Annotated in this window: 12 protein-coding genes; 6 read left to right on the forward strand and 6 right to left on the reverse strand. The window is 63.4% G+C overall.

Annotation, left to right across the window (positions count from 1 at the left end; all coding sequences use genetic code 11):
* Window positions 1–20: 20 nt before the first annotated feature.
* Both M1L53_RS07770 and M1L53_RS07775 read right to left on the reverse strand, forming a co-directional pair.
* Window positions 21–464 carry a helix-turn-helix domain-containing protein gene (locus tag M1L53_RS07770; RefSeq protein WP_003946341.1) on the reverse strand — a complete coding sequence of 148 codons (444 nt, stop codon included), beginning with the start codon at window positions 462–464 and terminating at the stop codon, window positions 21–23.
* 551 nt (window positions 465–1,015) lie between these two features.
* The gene (locus M1L53_RS07775) at window positions 1,016–1,177 is read right to left on the reverse strand and encodes a hypothetical protein (RefSeq protein WP_157092633.1); all 162 of its coding nucleotides are present in this window, start codon (window positions 1,175–1,177) and stop codon (window positions 1,016–1,018) included.
* A 210-nt stretch (window positions 1,178–1,387) separates the two neighbouring features.
* On the opposite strand from M1L53_RS07775, the gene M1L53_RS07780 reads away from it, so the two are divergent.
* Window positions 1,388–2,200 (forward strand): FAD:protein FMN transferase, encoded by an 813-nt coding sequence (locus M1L53_RS07780; RefSeq protein ID WP_007727618.1) that lies wholly within the window; start codon window positions 1,388–1,390, stop codon window positions 2,198–2,200.
* A gap of 1 nt (window position 2,201) precedes the next feature.
* Here the strand turns inward: M1L53_RS07780 and pgi are convergent, their stop codons facing one another.
* Window positions 2,202–3,857, reverse strand: coding sequence for a glucose-6-phosphate isomerase (pgi, locus tag M1L53_RS07785; RefSeq protein ID WP_054188954.1), 1,656 nt, complete (start codon window positions 3,855–3,857; stop codon window positions 2,202–2,204).
* A gap of 92 nt (window positions 3,858–3,949) precedes the next feature.
* Here pgi and M1L53_RS07790 point away from each other — a divergent pair, with 92 nt between their 5' ends.
* Window positions 3,950–5,404 (forward strand): NAD-dependent succinate-semialdehyde dehydrogenase, encoded by a 1,455-nt coding sequence (locus M1L53_RS07790; protein WP_007727613.1) that lies wholly within the window; start codon window positions 3,950–3,952, stop codon window positions 5,402–5,404.
* 74 nt (window positions 5,405–5,478) lie between these two features.
* On the opposite strand, the gene M1L53_RS07795 is transcribed toward M1L53_RS07790, so the two are convergent.
* Window positions 5,479–5,805, reverse strand: coding sequence for a chorismate mutase (locus M1L53_RS07795; RefSeq protein ID WP_003946362.1), 327 nt, complete (start codon window positions 5,803–5,805; stop codon window positions 5,479–5,481).
* Between the two features lie 316 nt (window positions 5,806–6,121).
* Between M1L53_RS07795 and pcrA the strand changes: the two genes are divergently transcribed.
* The gene (gene pcrA / locus M1L53_RS07800) at window positions 6,122–8,614 is read left to right on the forward strand and encodes a DNA helicase PcrA (protein WP_054188818.1); all 2,493 of its coding nucleotides are present in this window, start codon (window positions 6,122–6,124) and stop codon (window positions 8,612–8,614) included.
* A 78-nt stretch (window positions 8,615–8,692) separates the two neighbouring features.
* Here the strand turns inward: pcrA and M1L53_RS07805 are convergent, their stop codons facing one another.
* Window positions 8,693–9,586, reverse strand: a complete 894-nt coding sequence (locus tag M1L53_RS07805; protein ID WP_003946366.1) for a M23 family metallopeptidase — start codon at window positions 9,584–9,586, stop codon at window positions 8,693–8,695.
* Window positions 9,587–9,947: 361 nt separating this feature from the next.
* Between M1L53_RS07805 and M1L53_RS07810 the strand changes: the two genes are divergently transcribed.
* From M1L53_RS07810 to sucD, 3 genes are all read left to right on the forward strand, one after another.
* Entirely contained in the window at window positions 9,948–11,789 is a 1,842-nt protein-coding gene (locus M1L53_RS07810) for a hypothetical protein (RefSeq protein WP_232319114.1), read from the forward strand.
* A 179-nt stretch (window positions 11,790–11,968) separates the two neighbouring features.
* On the forward strand, window positions 11,969–13,138 hold the full coding sequence (sucC, locus tag M1L53_RS07815; protein WP_003946426.1) for an ADP-forming succinate--CoA ligase subunit beta: 1,170 nt from the start codon (window positions 11,969–11,971) through the stop codon (window positions 13,136–13,138).
* A gap of 15 nt (window positions 13,139–13,153) precedes the next feature.
* Window positions 13,154–14,056 (forward strand): succinate--CoA ligase subunit alpha, encoded by a 903-nt coding sequence (gene sucD / locus M1L53_RS07820; protein ID WP_003946432.1) that lies wholly within the window; start codon window positions 13,154–13,156, stop codon window positions 14,054–14,056.
* 42 nt (window positions 14,057–14,098) lie between these two features.
* On the opposite strand, the gene M1L53_RS07825 is transcribed toward sucD, so the two are convergent.
* Entirely contained in the window at window positions 14,099–14,734 is a 636-nt protein-coding gene (locus tag M1L53_RS07825; protein ID WP_003946418.1) for a YigZ family protein, read from the reverse strand.
* Between the last annotated feature and the right edge of the window lie 16 nt (window positions 14,735–14,750).

Here is a 14,750-nt window from a genome sequence, read left to right on the forward strand (position 1 = left end):
TCGCTGAACTTCGCTCCGGACTAGTCGCGAGTGAACGGTGGGGTGTAGGTGCTGCAATCCGGAGGGACGGCCGGGAGTCCTTCGGACGAGCGAAGTTTCTCCGCAATCGATGAGAGCAAGTCCTGCGATTCAGGGGAGAGATCGACCGCTTTTATGGCCAGAGAACGTAATTCGCTGTCGTGGAACTCCTCGACAACCGAACGGTCTTCTTCCGGAATCAGTTCGGGATCTTGGCGAGGTGTCGGGCCGAAGAAGTACTCTGCTGCCACGCCGAAGTAATCGGCCAATGCCAAAACGACTTGCTCCGATGGATTCGTGCGCACACCGCTCCGGAGTTGCGAGAGGTACGGTGTCGAAATCTTGCATCCACGTTGCGAAAGGGCTTCCACAACTTGTGCGTTGGTGAGTCTCGGTGCTGTGGCCGGGTACAAGGCGTTCAAACGGTCCTTGAATGAATCGGTCACAATTCCTCCCTCGAGCGTGACCCAGCGTCACAGCTACTTCGCAGTTTTCACATAGTAGACGACACGGTTATTCTGGACTCTGGTCGAAAGTCCTTTCACCTGCGGATATTTGGCGCAGAAAAATTCCAAAGACTTTGTAAAGTATGTGATTTTCGCCGCGTACTGACCGTTCGTTTTGCCAAGGTGTACGGCGGTAGCGTATAAGCCGAACGGTGGTGGTTACGCCATTGTGCTGCAGGTTCTTTCAGCCGGTCCTATCCATTTTGTGTCGATGCATTCCTGCTCGGTCTGTAACGTGCGAAGCGCTGCCGCCGGGCACCGGGCGTCGTCGTGCCGGCGGTTGGCGCGCCGCGTGTTCGGGACTTCTTCTCGGTGCTCTGCTCGACGCTCGCGCGCAGTGGTGGGCCCGTATTTTGCTGCACTCGAGAGTGAGCGCTCAGGTGTGTCCACCTGCGAAAGTGACGCGCATTGAAGCGGCCGATTGGTATGTCATCGACGTTGGAACACAGTGCTTCTCGTCGGTCCCCATTTTTCATGCGGTGACATAAGGTTCATGCGGTGACATCAGCGCCGCCCGGGCGTGTTGCTGCGGCGGACCGGGCTCGAAGCGCAGCCGGTCGGCCGGACATGTCGAGCGTCGACTCTGCGTCTTTCGGATCGGAATTGCCCGCTGCGCCAGTAGTAGTAGTCGACGTCGTCGCAGTCAGGTGCATGTCAGAACCATGTGGAGGATTACACGTCTTGCACACGGAGGGCGACAGTCCGGGCGGCAATTCTGTCGCACAGATCTACCATCCAGTCCCCGCCGTGCGCTGCTCAACCTGCGGCATGTGTGCCTCGGCCTCGGAAGCGCTTTATGGCACGGGGGTTGCTGACCGGCGCATACTGGTTACAACACAGTGTGTTCGAAGGGCAGGACTGACATGGTCAGTGTCGAGAAGTGGGCGATGTGGGATTCCGCCGTGGAGGTGGACGTCACCGAGGGCGCTGCGCTGCCTACTGCGCACGCGTTGATCGCAGCTGCCATCGACGAAACCGAAGCGGTCTGCGACCTTCGCCGGGGAGACGCCGAGATTCACGCCGTCAACCTCGCTCAGGGAACTCCGGTCAAAGTGACACGACGTATGTCGGCTCTGCTGCGGTCGGCGCTGTGGGCTGCCCGTATGACCGGCGGTGCAGTCAATCCGCTTGCCGACAACTACTCCGAGGACGAATCCATCCCTCCGGTGCACCCGACCCCGACGTTCGAGGACGTACAGCTCGACGGAGACGTGGTGTACGCGCCCTGGGGTGCGTCGTTCGACATCACCGGAGTTGCCAAGGCCGACACCGTCGATCGCGCCGCGCAGATCGTCGCCGCCGAATTACAATGCGGCGTTGCTGTGCGGATCGGCGACGTGATCGCCACGGCCGGCCATGCACCGGCTGGTGGCTGGCAGATTCCGGTGCCGGACAGCGAAGAAGTCGAACTGATCAACGGAACCGCGATGGCGACGGCGCGGGCGCTGGAGCTGCCCTCCTGGGAGCCGAACCAGGAGCGGCCCTCCACGGAATGGGCACAGGTCTCGGTGATTGCTGACGACGCGGTGTGGGCGTACGCCGCGAGCGAAGCTGCGTTGATCCGGGGGATAAGCGCCATCAAATGGGTTGAACAGCAAGAGCTTCGCGCTCGGCTCGTCGACCGATCCGGACGCGTGTACACAACGGAAAGTTGGTTCGGCCCGGCCGCCGCGTGAGTCAGGCCCGTCCGCGCTCTCTGCGGTACCACTGCACCAGAGCATCTGTGGATGTGTCGCCGAGGTCGCCGGGTGCTGCTTCGGAAGAGAGCGCAGGCCCCAGTTCCATGGCTTGTGTCTTGCCGAGTTCGACGCCCCACTGATCGAACGGATTGACACCCCACACAGCACCTTCGACAAATACCTGGTGCTCGTAAAGTGCGATCAGCTGACCTACGACCGAGGGGGTCAGCTCCTTCGCCAAGATAGTGCTCGAAGGCCGGTTGCCTGGCATCACCTTGTGTGGCACCAGCTCCGGAGCAGTGCCCTCTGACGCGATTTCTTCGGCAGTCTTGCCGAACGCGAGAACCTTTGTCTGAGCGAAGAAGTTACTCATGAGCAGATCGTGCATTGATCCCGTGCCGTCCGCAGTAGGCAGATCGTCGGTGGATTCCGCGAACCCGATGAAATCGGCAGGCACCAGCCAGGTGCCCTGATGCAGGAGTTGGTAGAAGGCGTGTTGGCCGTTGGTTCCGGGCTCGCCCCAGAAGATCTCACCGGTGGACGTGGTCACCGGTGAGCCGTCGGCGCGAACCGATTTGCCGTTGGACTCCATGGTCAGCTGCTGCAGGTAGGCGGGAAAGCGCAGCAAGTCGTTGGAGTAGGGCAGCACTGCGCGGGACTGTGCGCCGAAGAAGTTGGAATACCAGAGCCCGATGAGGCCGAGGAGGACCGGCGCGTTCTGGTCGAGCGGTTGGTTTCGGAAGTGCGTGTCGATCTGGTGGAAACCGTCGAGGAACTCCGCAAAGCGAACGGGTCCGACGGCACACATGACCGACAAGCCGATCGCCGAGTCGACGGAGTAGCGCCCGCCGACCCAATCCCAGAACCCGAACATGTTCGCGGTGTCGATGCCGAACTCCGCCACGCGGTCACCGTGGGTGGAGACTGCGACGAAATGCTTGGCTACGGCCGAGACGTCTTCGCTGCCCAGACCGGCGAACAGCCAACGCTTTGCCGCTGTCGCGTTGGTGAGGGTCTCGAGGGTGGAGAACGTCTTGGATGCGACGATGAAGAGCGTCGTCTCCGGATCGAGGTCGTCGAGCTGTCCGACCAGATCGACAGGGTCGATGTTGGAGACGAACCGGACGCTGATTCCGGCGTCGGCGTAATGCCGTAGTGCGCGGTAGACCATCACCGGCCCGAGGTCGGAACCGCCGATGCCGATGTTGACGATGGTGCGGATGCGCTTGCCGGTAGCTCCGGTCCACTCGCCGCTGCGCACACGATCGGCAAAAGCGCCCATCGCGTCCAGAACTTCGTGAACGTCGGCGACGACGTCTTGACCGTCGACGGTCAGCGCAGAATCCTTGGGCAGACGCAGTGCTGTGTGCAGTACGGCGCGGTCTTCGGAAGTGTTGATGTGATCGCCCGCGAACATCGCGTCGCGTCGTGCCTCGACGCCGGCCTCGCGGGCCAGGTCGACGAGCAGCGCGAGAGTCTCGCGGCTGACGCGATGCTTGCTGTAGTCGATGTGAAGATCACCGGCGTCGATCGTCAGCTCTCGCCCGCGGGCTGGATCGTCCTGGAAGAGTTCTCGCAGGTGAACGCCTTCGATGTCGGCGTAATGAGCGCGCAGTTTCTGCCAGGCTGAGGTTCCGGTGATGTCAGTGCTCACGATCATCGACTTTAGTGGCACAAGCTGGAAACTTCCGCGTGAGTCTCGCTCGCGGGCAGACGGACGCGGCTCCGACGAGCATCATGGAACCCATGGACACATTCGAATTCATTCGATCAGTTCCCACCCAGTTGTTCGTCGGCGGTCGGTTCGTGCCCGCGGAGAACAACGCGACCTTCCCGGTGGCGGATCCGGCGACCGGGAAATCGTTGACCGATGTCGCCGATGCGAGCCCCGCGGACGCGCTGCGCGCTCTCGACGAAGCCGTCGCCGTCTCGTCGAAGTGGGCGAGCACACCTGCGCGCGAGCGTGGTGAAATCCTGCGAGCCGTCTTCGAGAAGATCACCGAGCGAGCCGAGGACGTGGCGCTGCTGATGACCCTCGAAATGGGCAAGGCACTCGCCGAAAGTCGCGCCGAGGTGAAGTACGGGGCGGAGTTCTTCCGGTGGTTCAGCGAGGAGGCCGTTCGCATCGGCGGGCGCTACACGCCGGCGCCGGCGGGCAACGGCCGGATCCTTGTCACCAAGGCGCCGGTCGGACCGTGTCTGGCCATCACTCCCTGGAATTTCCCGTTGGCGATGGGTACCCGCAAGATCGGCCCGGCGTTGGCCGCCGGCTGCACGATCATCGTCAAGCCCGCCTCGGAGACCCCGTTGACGATGTTGTTGCTTGCTCAGCTCATGGCCGAAGCCGGGTTGCCCGACGGAGTCCTCTCGGTGTTGCCGACATCGAAATCCGGTGAAGTGACCGGCCCTCTCATCGACGACCCTCGACTGCGCAAGCTCACCTTCACCGGGTCCACCGGCGTCGGCAAGATGCTGGTGGAGAAGTCCGCGAAGCGATTGCTCCGCACGTCGATGGAATTGGGTGGCAACGCACCCTTCGTGGTGTTCGACGACGCGGACGTCGACAAGGCAGTCGAGGGCGCGGTACTGGCGAAGCTTCGCAACGGAGGCGAAGCATGCACCGCCGCCAACCGGTTCCACGTCGCCAACGCCGTGCGTGAAGAGTTCACGACCAAGCTGACCGAGAAGATGGCGACTTTCACGATGGGACCCGGTACCGACCCGGAGACGAAGCTCGGCCCGCTGATCAACCAGAACCAACTCGACACGGTCGCGGAGTTGGTTGCAGATGCGGTGGATGCCGGGGCGAAGGTGCGACTGGGCGGCGAAGCGCCGGGTGGTGAAGGGTACTTCTATCCAGCCACGGTGTTGGCAGACGTTCCGGCCAGCGCGCGGATTCTGAAAGAAGAGGTGTTCGGACCCGTCGCCGCGATCACCGGCTTCGACACCGAAGCCGAGGGAATCGCAGCCGCCAACGACACCGAGTTCGGACTGGCCGCGTACATCTTCACGAGGGATCTCGACCGTGCGCTTCGGGTTTCCGACGCACTGGAATCAGGAATGATCGGCGTCAACCGCGGAGTGATCTCGGACGCGGCAGCGCCGTTCGGTGGCGTGAAGGAATCCGGATTCGGCCGCGAGGGCGGGACCGAGGGGATCGAGGAATACCTGAACACGAAGTACATCGCGCTCGAGAGCTGATACACACGCGAACGGCCACATCGGGACTGCCAGAGGCATCCGATGTGGCCGTTCGCAAGTGATCTGGGTGTGCGCTAGTGGCCCAGGCGTCCGCGGCCCAGGCGCAGGAGCAGCATCGCGAGAGTGTGGCCTTCCTGGCCCAGCTCGTTGAATCGTTCGAGGACCTTCATCTCGCGGCTGTGCACCAGACGCGGACCACCCGATGCCATCCGGGTACGGCCGATGATCTGGGAGACCTCGGAGCGGCGTTTGATGGCCGCGAGGATCTCGGCGTCGAGACGGTCGATTTCTTTCCGTAGTTCGTCGATCTCCGCCTCACTCTGGGGGATCTCGACGTCTGTCGGAGCAGTTTTTACAGTATCGACAGTATTTCCATGGGGGGCTGCAGCCTGGGTGCTCATTGCTATTCGTCTCCTCTTCCTACTGCGTGGATCGTGGTCTCGGCTCGGGTCGTTACCGATCCAGGCACACTGACGAAAATGCCCCGGATCCGATTCGGACCAGGGGCGGGTGAGCTGTTCAGATCACGTGCACCGAGGTCCGGGGCACGTAAAGTAACGCCACAGCGGGCCGACGGGGTCGGCCTTGTTGTCGCGAACGGAAATGCTGAACATAGCGTCCAGTTTGCCATGCTCGACACAGGTAATCCAAGTGCCTCTACCAGCAGGTGGACGCACTGACGACCGTGTCGGTGGACGCCGGTAGCGTGGACAGGCGATGAACACGTACCCAGCACTCGGTGAGCACGACGGACATTCCCAGCACGACGGGGGCGGCGCGCGGGGACACGACGCGGGTTCGGACGCCCTCCTCGAGGGTCTCAACCCGCAACAGCGCGAGGCCGTGGTCCATGCTGGTTCGCCATTGCTGATAGTCGCGGGAGCCGGCTCGGGCAAGACTGCAGTGCTGACGCGTCGCATCGCCTATCTGTTGGCCGAACGGGGTGTCACCCCCGGTCAGATCCTGGCCATCACGTTCACCAACAAGGCTGCGGCCGAGATGCGCGAGCGTGTGGCAGCTCTTGTCGGACCGCGTGCCAACGCCATGTGGGTCTCGACGTTCCACTCCAGTTGCGTGCGGATTCTGCGAGCACAGGCGGCGCTCCTACCCGGTTTGAACTCGAATTTCTCGATCTACGATTCCGACGATTCGCGTCGACTGCTGACGATGATCTCGAAGGACCTCGAGCTCGACACCAAACGATTCTCCGCGCGGCTTCTCGCCACTCACATCTCCAACCTGAAGAACGAACTCGTCGGACCGGAAGAGGCGGTTGTCGCAGCCGATCAGGATCCGGCCGAACTTCCGCGACTGATCGCCAAGGTCTACGGCCACTACCAACAGCGGCTGCGTGCGGCGAACGCACTCGACTTCGACGATCTCATCGGTGAGACCGTCGCGCTTCTTCAGGCGTTTCCACAGATCGCCGAGTACTACCGCCGCCGCTTCCGTCACGTGCTCGTCGACGAGTACCAGGACACCAACCACGCGCAATACATGCTTGTGTGTGAACTGGTCGGTGGAGCCGGCGAGTCCGACCACGCCGTTGCCCCGGCCGAACTGTGCGTCGTCGGTGACGCCGATCAGTCGATCTACGCATTCCGCGGAGCCACTATCCGCAACATCGAAGAGTTCGAACGCGACTACCCGGATGCTCGGACCATCCTTCTCGAACAGAACTACCGTTCGACGCAGAACATTCTGTCTGCGGCCAACTCCGTGATTTCCAAGAACACCGGCCGACGAGAAAAGCGTCTGTGGACCGATTCGGGTGAAGGCGAACTGATCGTCGGCTACGTTGCAGACAACGAGCACGACGAAGCATCGTTTGTCGCCTCGGAGATCGATCGGCTGGTGGACCAGGGCGAGACCAAGTTCGCCGACATCGCGGTGTTCTACCGGACCAACAACTCCTCACGCGCGCTCGAGGAGATCTTCATTCGACTCGGAGTGCCGTACAAGGTGGTCGGCGGCGTTCGCTTCTACGAGCGCAAGGAAGTTCGGGACATCGTCGCGTATCTGCGCGTCCTCGCCAACGAGGACGACACCGTGAGCCTGCGACGCATTCTCAACACGCCCCGACGCGGTATCGGTGATCGAGCCGAAGCCTGCGTCGCCGTGCACTCCGAGCATCGCAACATCAGCTTCGCCGCCGCTCTCCGTGACGGCGCGGAAGGCAAAGTGGCGCTGCTCAATACGCGGTCACAGAAGGCCATCGCGTCGTTCCTCGAGATGATGGACGGGCTGCGGGCCCTGCTACCGACAGCGGCCGCCGACGAGGACGAACCGTTCGAGCTCGGTGACATCGGTGAGGTTGCCGAGGCGGTGCTCGAGCGCACCGGCTACCGCGCCGAGCTTGCGGCGAGCAGCGATCCGCAGGATGGCGCGCGACTCGACAACTTGAACGAACTCGTCAGCGTGGCAAGGGAATTCAGTTCCGACGCGCGAAACGCGGCCGGGCTGATCGATCCGGACGACGAGGAAACCGCAGCAATGCGTGAAGGTGAACCCGATCCGGGTTCGCTTGCCGCCTTCCTCGAACGGGTATCGCTTGTCGCCGACGCCGATCAACTGCCGGACTCCGACGACGGCGTCGTGACCATGATGACGCTTCACACCGCCAAGGGCCTCGAGTTCCCGGTCGTCTTCGTCACCGGTTGGGAGGACGGGCAGTTCCCGCACATGCGCGCCCTCGGGGATCCGGCAGAGCTGTCCGAAGAGCGTCGACTCGCCTACGTCGGCATCACCCGTGCCAGGCAGCGCCTGTACCTGACGCGCGCGATCATGCGTTCGGCGTGGGGGCAACCGATCCAGAACCCGGCGTCGCGGTTCATCCAGGAGATCCCGGAGGACCTGATCAACTGGCGCCGTGAGGATCCGGGCACCGGTGGCGGATTCGGAAGCGGCAGGCCGGGTTACGGCAGCGGAAGCCGCTACGGCAGCCAGGGCGGCCAGGGATACGGCGGCGGGCAGAACTATGGGGGAGGGTCCGGCAAGGCCGCGTCGACTCCCAGTTTCGGTGCCGCGCGTGGCCGCAACAACGTTCTGGTCCTCGCCACGGGTGACCGCGTCAGTCACGACAAGTACGGTCTGGGCACCGTGTTGGAAACCAAGGGCACTGGCCCCACCGCGACGGTCACCATCGACTTCGGTAGCGCGGGCAAGGTGCGGTTGATGCTCATCGGCGGTGTGCCGATGGTCAAGCTGTAGAAGACAGGCAAAAACTTACGGCCCGTACCTGGAAAGGTACGGGCCGGAAGTTTTTCATCAGAAGCGTTGGGCTTGCGATCAGTCCTGCTCGACGCCGAGGCTGATGCCGCGTGAGGCGAGCCAGGGGAGGGGATCGATCTTGTTCTCGCCGGCGAGATGAACCTCGAAGTGAAGGTGCGGGCCGGTGGAGAAGCCGCGGTTGCCGACAGTGGCGATCTGGTCGCCGGCCATGACCTGCTGACCGACCGTGACGGTGGACGTGTCGATGTGGCCGTAGACGGTGATCGTTCCGTCTGCGTGCTGTAGGCGTACCCACATGCCGAACCCGGAAGCCGGACCTGAATCGATGACTTTGCCGTCGGCGACGGCGACGATGGGCGTCCCGATCGGGGCGGCGATGTCGACGCCGGCGTGCAGGGTGCCCCAGCGGGTGCCGAAATTGGACGTGAACGTGCCCACTGCCGGCAGGACGAACAGCGGGCGACGGGCAGCGGCTTCGCGTGCTGCGCGCTCGTCACTGAAACGCTGGCCCTTGGCAAGCAGGTTGCTGAACTGGGAGAGGTCGGTCGGCGCTGCGACGTTGAGGACCTGCGGAGCGTCGGCCTCGGTGGTGGCTGCCGTGGAGGTGGCCGGAGCGAACTGAGCGGCCTGCGGTTCTGCGGTGGTACCGATCGCGGAGGACTCGTTGGCGAGTGCAACTTCCGAGTGGTCGGCGGCAGAAGAGGAACCGTCGTTGACAACTGCCTGGCCCGCGGCGACAACCGCGCCGGCTGCAACTGCCAGAACGGCGGCGCGGCCCTTGAGAGCGGAGGGAGGGGTGGGGAGTCGGTGAGCACCGCTGCGGCGAACCGGAGATTCGACATCGACTGTCGGTGCGGAGGAAGCGTAAGTGGGGGTGCTGATCACGTCGGACTCGACGAACTCGTGAGAGTCGGAATCGGACGACGTGGAGGATGAATTTCGAGTGAACATATCGGTAGAGATCTCAGAACTTTTGGTCTCGGTGTAACGCCTGGCCGAGTGCGTTGGATAAGTGGTCGTGACCTCGTCTGGAGCTGAGTTCGAGAACCTACTAGCGGTGAACTGGCTGCGGTGATGCATATGCCGGTTCTCTCCTCGAGTTCGTGATCAGCCCGTGACTTAGACCGACTGACGGTAACGAAATGATTGCGATTGGCGCAAGCCGTAGCGGAAACCTGTCCGATTATGTGACGTGCCTCACAGCTTGACCTGGGAATATGTCGATCCGGGCAAAACGGACGAATCATCTCGTTTCGTGATCACGCGTGTCACAACCGGATCACCGGTCCATTGGGGCACTACCGTCGATCGAGTGTCCACAACACCTGGAACTACGTCGCAGGCGCGTTTCGACGACCCCGGAGTGAAGTCCGGGGCGCCACTCGCGGCGGTAATCGGACTGCTCGGTGCCGTCGGAGTGGCAGCCAGTCCCGTCGTCGGAGTCGGGAGTGGCCGCGGGGTCGACACGACGGGGGCGCTTGCTTCTGCCGCTCTCTTCGCGGCCGTCTGCACGATCGTCGTGCCGCTGGTTGCGGTGCTCACCTCGGGGCGCAGGCCCGCCTTCGCAGGCGGACTCCTGGCAGGTATCGGCGCGGTGTCCCTCGGCGCGGCGATCCTCGACGTTCAGTTGTTCGTCGACGCAATCGATGCAAACCGCTTGGACCTTTTCCGTCCGATTTCGGCGGGTTCGATCGATGCGGGTCCGGGCGCTTATCTCGCGCTCGCGGGCCACGGACTTCTTGTGGTGTCCGGTGTCCTCGGCTTCATGGTCGTCCATCGTGAATCGGAGCGGGACGGATACGGCAGCGCTCGCGCCGCGGAATTCGACGGGCGATCGGTTGGCGGGCGGATCGGTGGGTGGCCGACTGCGCTGCTGATTCTGGCCGCGGTGGTGTTCGTGCTCTCCCTGTTCGGTCCTTCCTTCAGTTCGCAGGATCCGATCTTTCTGGTCAAACCGCTCGTCGACTCGGCGGCGGCTACCGCCGTCGGTACGGGATTGGTCGGCGTCGCGGTACTCGTTGCGGTCGCGGCGGCATTGACGTCCATCTCGCGACCGGTGGGCTGCGGCGCCCTGATCGGTGTCGGTCTCGGCGCACTCGCAGTCAGTGGAACCAGGGTGATGGCTGGGTTCGCGGCCGGCGATCGGATCGGCGTCGGTTCGGGATCGGTGGTCGGGGCACTGGCCGCCGTGGTCATCGCCGTGATCGGAGTTTCAGCTCCCTACCTCGCTTCCAGGCGTGAAACAGATGCGATTCCCGCTGAAAGTGTGGTTCGCGCACCCGCGAAGACGACAAAGGGTGCGCTGAAAGCGGCGATGGTGGCTCAGTCCCGGGCGGCGCAAGCGCGGGTGAACAGACTTCACCGCGTTGCCGGTATCGGCGCAGTTGTCACCGCAGCAGTGGCAGCCCTGGGGGTGGCACTTCCGGTCCTGTCGTTGCCGGAGAACATCCCCGAACCGTCCATGCTTTCGTCTCGAGTTGTCTTGCTCGCGGCTGCTGTACTGCTGGTCGCCGGTCTGGGCTTGTTCGCCCCGGGCCGCGCCGCGGTGGTGCGGCCGGCCGTCGGCGTGTTGTGGACCACGGTCGTGATGGGAGTCGCCGCTGTCATGCAGTCGGCTGTCATCGCCACGGACGTACCGGGCGTCGGGTTGGGGGCCGGTGCCTTCGTGCTCTGCGGCGCGGCTTTCCTCGCTGCGGCGACGGGACTGCTCGTCTGGCTGGCGGGAAGCGCCGAGCGTGAGGATGTCGACACGTCGGTAGGTGGCGGTTCGCGAGGGCTGGTGCTTCTCGTCGGTGGGATCGGCGCCGTCGCTGTCCTGACCGGAACCGCGCTTCCCCTCTATCAGGGCGACGCCTATACGGCGGCCTCAGTTCTGGAGTGGCCGTGGGGAATTGACGTCTGGGGTCAACTGCTCGTCGGCGTCACCGTCGTGATCGCCGCTGTGATCGCAGCGTCCGCGCGGCCGTCGCGGGGCGCGGCATTGCTGATCGGATCTGCCGTGGCAGCTCTGGTGTATGTGGGTGAGTGGCCACTCACGTCATCGCGCATATCGGACGCAACCGTGGGGGTGGGTGCGATCACAGCGGCCACGGGCATAGTGTTGCTTCTCGTTGCAGCGTTCTCGAGCGCAAGAATCAGTGAGACTGATGCTTGACAAATTCGGTGTGGCCACCTTGCCGAATCGGTGAGGCGTGCCTCATCGGGCAATTGCGCGTGACTTGGGCCACATAGCATCAATGCGGGCGCAAACCGAACGCGGCAACTGGTTAAAGTCCAGAACAGACCCGCTCCTACCCCTCGAGCGGGTGACAACGCAGACGAGACGGTGAGCAGATGGATCTCTTCGAATACCAGGCGAAGGAACTCTTCGCCAAGCACGGAGTGCCGACTTCGGCTGGACGTGTTACAGACACAGTCGCCGGCGCACGCGAGATTGCCGAAGAAATCGGTAAGCCCGTGATGGTGAAGGCACAGGTCAAGGTAGGCGGCCGCGGCAAGGCCGGTGGCGTCAAGTACTCGCCCGACGTGGATGCCGCAGTGGCAAACGCCGAGGCAATCCTGGGCCTGGACATCAAGGGCCATGTCGTCAAGAAGCTGCTGGTCGCAGAGGCAAGTGACATTGCCGAGGAGTACTACATCTCCTTCCTGCTCGACCGCACCAACCGCACCTACCTGGCCATGTGCTCGGTAGAGGGTGGCGTCGAGATCGAGGTCACCGCCGAGGAGAACCCCGACGCTCTCGCCAAGATCCCCGTCGACGCAGTCAAGGGCGTCGACCTCGCGTTCGCGCGCAGCATCGCCGAGGCAGGAAAGCTGCCCGCAGAGGTGCTCGACGCAGCGGCCGTGACGATCCAGAAGCTGTGGGAGGTCTTCATCGGCGAAGACGCACTCCTCGTCGAGGTCAACCCCCTCGTTCGTACGCCTGACGATCAGATCCTCGCCCTCGACGGCAAGGTCACCCTCGACGAGAACGCAGCGTTCCGTCAGCCCGGCCACGAGGCATTCGAGGATCGCGACGCTACCGATCCCCTCGAGCTCAAGGCCAAGGAAAACGACCTCAACTACGTCAAGCTCGACGGTGAGGTCGGAATCATCGGCAACGGCGCAGGCCTGGTCATGTCCACGCTGGACGTCGTCGCATACGCCGGCGAGAACCACGGTGGCGTCAAGCCCGCCAACTTCCTCGACATCGGCGGCGGAGCTTCCGCTGCAGTCATGGCTGCCGGCCTGGATGTCATCCTCAACGATGCACAGGTCAAGAGCGTGTTCGTCAACGTCTTCGGCGGCATCACCGCGTGTGACGCAGTTGCCAACGGCATCGTCGGCGCACTGAAGACCCTGGGTGACGAGGCCAACAAGCCGCTCGTCGTTCGCCTGGACGGAAACAACGTCGAAGAGGGTCGTCGCATCCTCGCCGAGGCCAACCACCCGCTGGTCACGGTCGTCGCAACCATGGACGAGGCCGCCGACAAGGCCGCCGAACTCGCTCACGCAGCGAAGTAAGGGACTCACAGAACAATGGCAATCTTCCTCACCAAGGATTCAAAGGTCATCGTCCAGGGCATCACCGGCGGCGAGGGCACCAAGCACACCGCTCTGATGCTCAAGGCCGGCACCCAGGTCGTCGGCGGCGTCAACGCTCGCAAGGCCGGCACCACGGTCTCGCACGTTGCAGCTGACGGTTCCCCTGTCGAGCTCCCCGTCTTCGCGACGGTCGAAGAGGCAATCAAGGAGACCGGCGCAGACGTCTCCATCGCATTCGTTCCCCCGGCCTTCTCGAAGGACGCCATCGTCGAGGCCATCGACGCGGAGATCCCGCTCCTCGTGGTCATCACCGAGGGCATCCCGGTTCAGGACTCCGCTTACGCTTGGGCGTACAACGAGTCCAAGGGCAAGAAGACCCGCATCATCGGACCGAACTGCCCCGGCATCATCACCCCGGGTGAGGCTCTCGTCGGCATCACGCCCGCCAACATTGCAGGCACCGGCCCCATCGGCCTGGTCTCCAAGTCGGGCACCCTGACCTACCAGATGATGTACGAACTCCGTGACTTCGGCTTCTCCACCGCCATCGGCATCGGCGGCGACCCGGTCATCGGAACCACCCACATCGACGCCATCGAGGCGTTCGAGAAGGATCCCGAGACCAAGGTCATCGTGATGATCGGTGAAATCGGTGGCGACGCCGAAGAGCGTGCAGCCGATTACATCAAGGCCAACGTCACCAAGCCGGTCGTCGGCTACGTGGCAGGCTTCACCGCTCCCGAAGGCAAGACCATGGGCCACGCCGGTGCCATCGTCTCCGGTTCCTCGGGAACTGCTCAGGCAAAGCAGGAAGCTCTCGAAGCTGCAGGCGTGAAGGTCGGCAAGACGCCGTCCGCTACCGCTGCTCTCGCTCGCGAGATTCTTCAGTCCCTGTAAGGGGCTTCGCCCCCGTGCGTGGTTAGGGAGTCTCCGGACTCCTTAACCACGCACAGTGGTATCGACCCACATCGACCCGGCAGGTTCCAACTGCCCGGCACCGGATGTGATGGATGCGACGATCGAATCGAGATCGTCGGCGTCACCGGCGGCGAGCGTCATCACCGCCTTCGATCCATACGTAGTTCCGAGCACCGAGACGCCCCGCGCTCTCAGCTCCGCTTCCACCCGACCGGCCTCTGAGTGCCGGATCGCCAAAGTGCGCAGGACCTTTCTCTCCCTGGCCACAAGCTCGGCCGAATCGAGAGCCACCGAGACCGCTCCCGAATACGCGCGGACCAATCCACCGGCGCCGAGCTTGATTCCGCCGAAATAGCGCGTGACGACAACAATCACATCGACCAGATCTCGAGACTTGAGAACTTGAAGCATCGGCACCCCGGCAGTGCCGCCCGGTTCACCGTCGTCGTGTGCACGCTCGACGCGTGAGTTCGCCTCGTATCCGATCACGAAAGCCGAACAATGATGGCGCGCATCGGGATACAGCGATTTCTGCTCCGCGACGAACTCCGTGGCGGCTTCGGCGTCGTCTACCCGGTGAAGCGCGGCGATGAATCGTGAGTGCTTCACCTCGGTTTCGACGACGTGGTCGGCGCCGGGTGCGAGGGTGAAGGGCATCTGCCCATTGTCTCCT

It is taken from the genome of Rhodococcus sp. T9N (assembly GCF_024436645.1).
Classification (GTDB): Bacteria; Actinomycetota; Actinomycetes; order Mycobacteriales; family Mycobacteriaceae; genus Rhodococcus_F; species Rhodococcus_F qingshengii.

What these genes read in the sequence shown, in the direction of transcription:
- M1L53_RS07775 (WP_157092633.1), bottom strand. Translation starts at nt 1,177, where the DNA reads ATGCACCTGACTGCGACGACGTCGACTACTACTACTGGCGCAGCGGGC.
- M1L53_RS07780 (WP_007727618.1), top strand. Translation starts at nt 1,388, where the DNA reads ATGGTCAGTGTCGAGAAGTGGGCGATGTGGGATTCCGCCGTGGAGGTG.
- M1L53_RS07790 (WP_007727613.1), top strand. Translation starts at nt 3,950, where the DNA reads ATGGACACATTCGAATTCATTCGATCAGTTCCCACCCAGTTGTTCGTC.
- M1L53_RS07795 (WP_003946362.1), bottom strand. Translation starts at nt 5,805, where the DNA reads ATGAGCACCCAGGCTGCAGCCCCCCATGGAAATACTGTCGATACTGTA.
- pcrA (WP_054188818.1), top strand. Translation starts at nt 6,122, where the DNA reads ATGAACACGTACCCAGCACTCGGTGAGCACGACGGACATTCCCAGCAC.
- M1L53_RS07805 (WP_003946366.1), bottom strand. Translation starts at nt 9,586, where the DNA reads ATGTTCACTCGAAATTCATCCTCCACGTCGTCCGATTCCGACTCTCAC.
- sucC (WP_003946426.1), top strand. Translation starts at nt 11,969, where the DNA reads ATGGATCTCTTCGAATACCAGGCGAAGGAACTCTTCGCCAAGCACGGA.
- sucD (WP_003946432.1), top strand. Translation starts at nt 13,154, where the DNA reads ATGGCAATCTTCCTCACCAAGGATTCAAAGGTCATCGTCCAGGGCATC.
- M1L53_RS07825 (WP_003946418.1), bottom strand. Translation starts at nt 14,734, where the DNA reads ATGCCCTTCACCCTCGCACCCGGCGCCGACCACGTCGTCGAAACCGAG.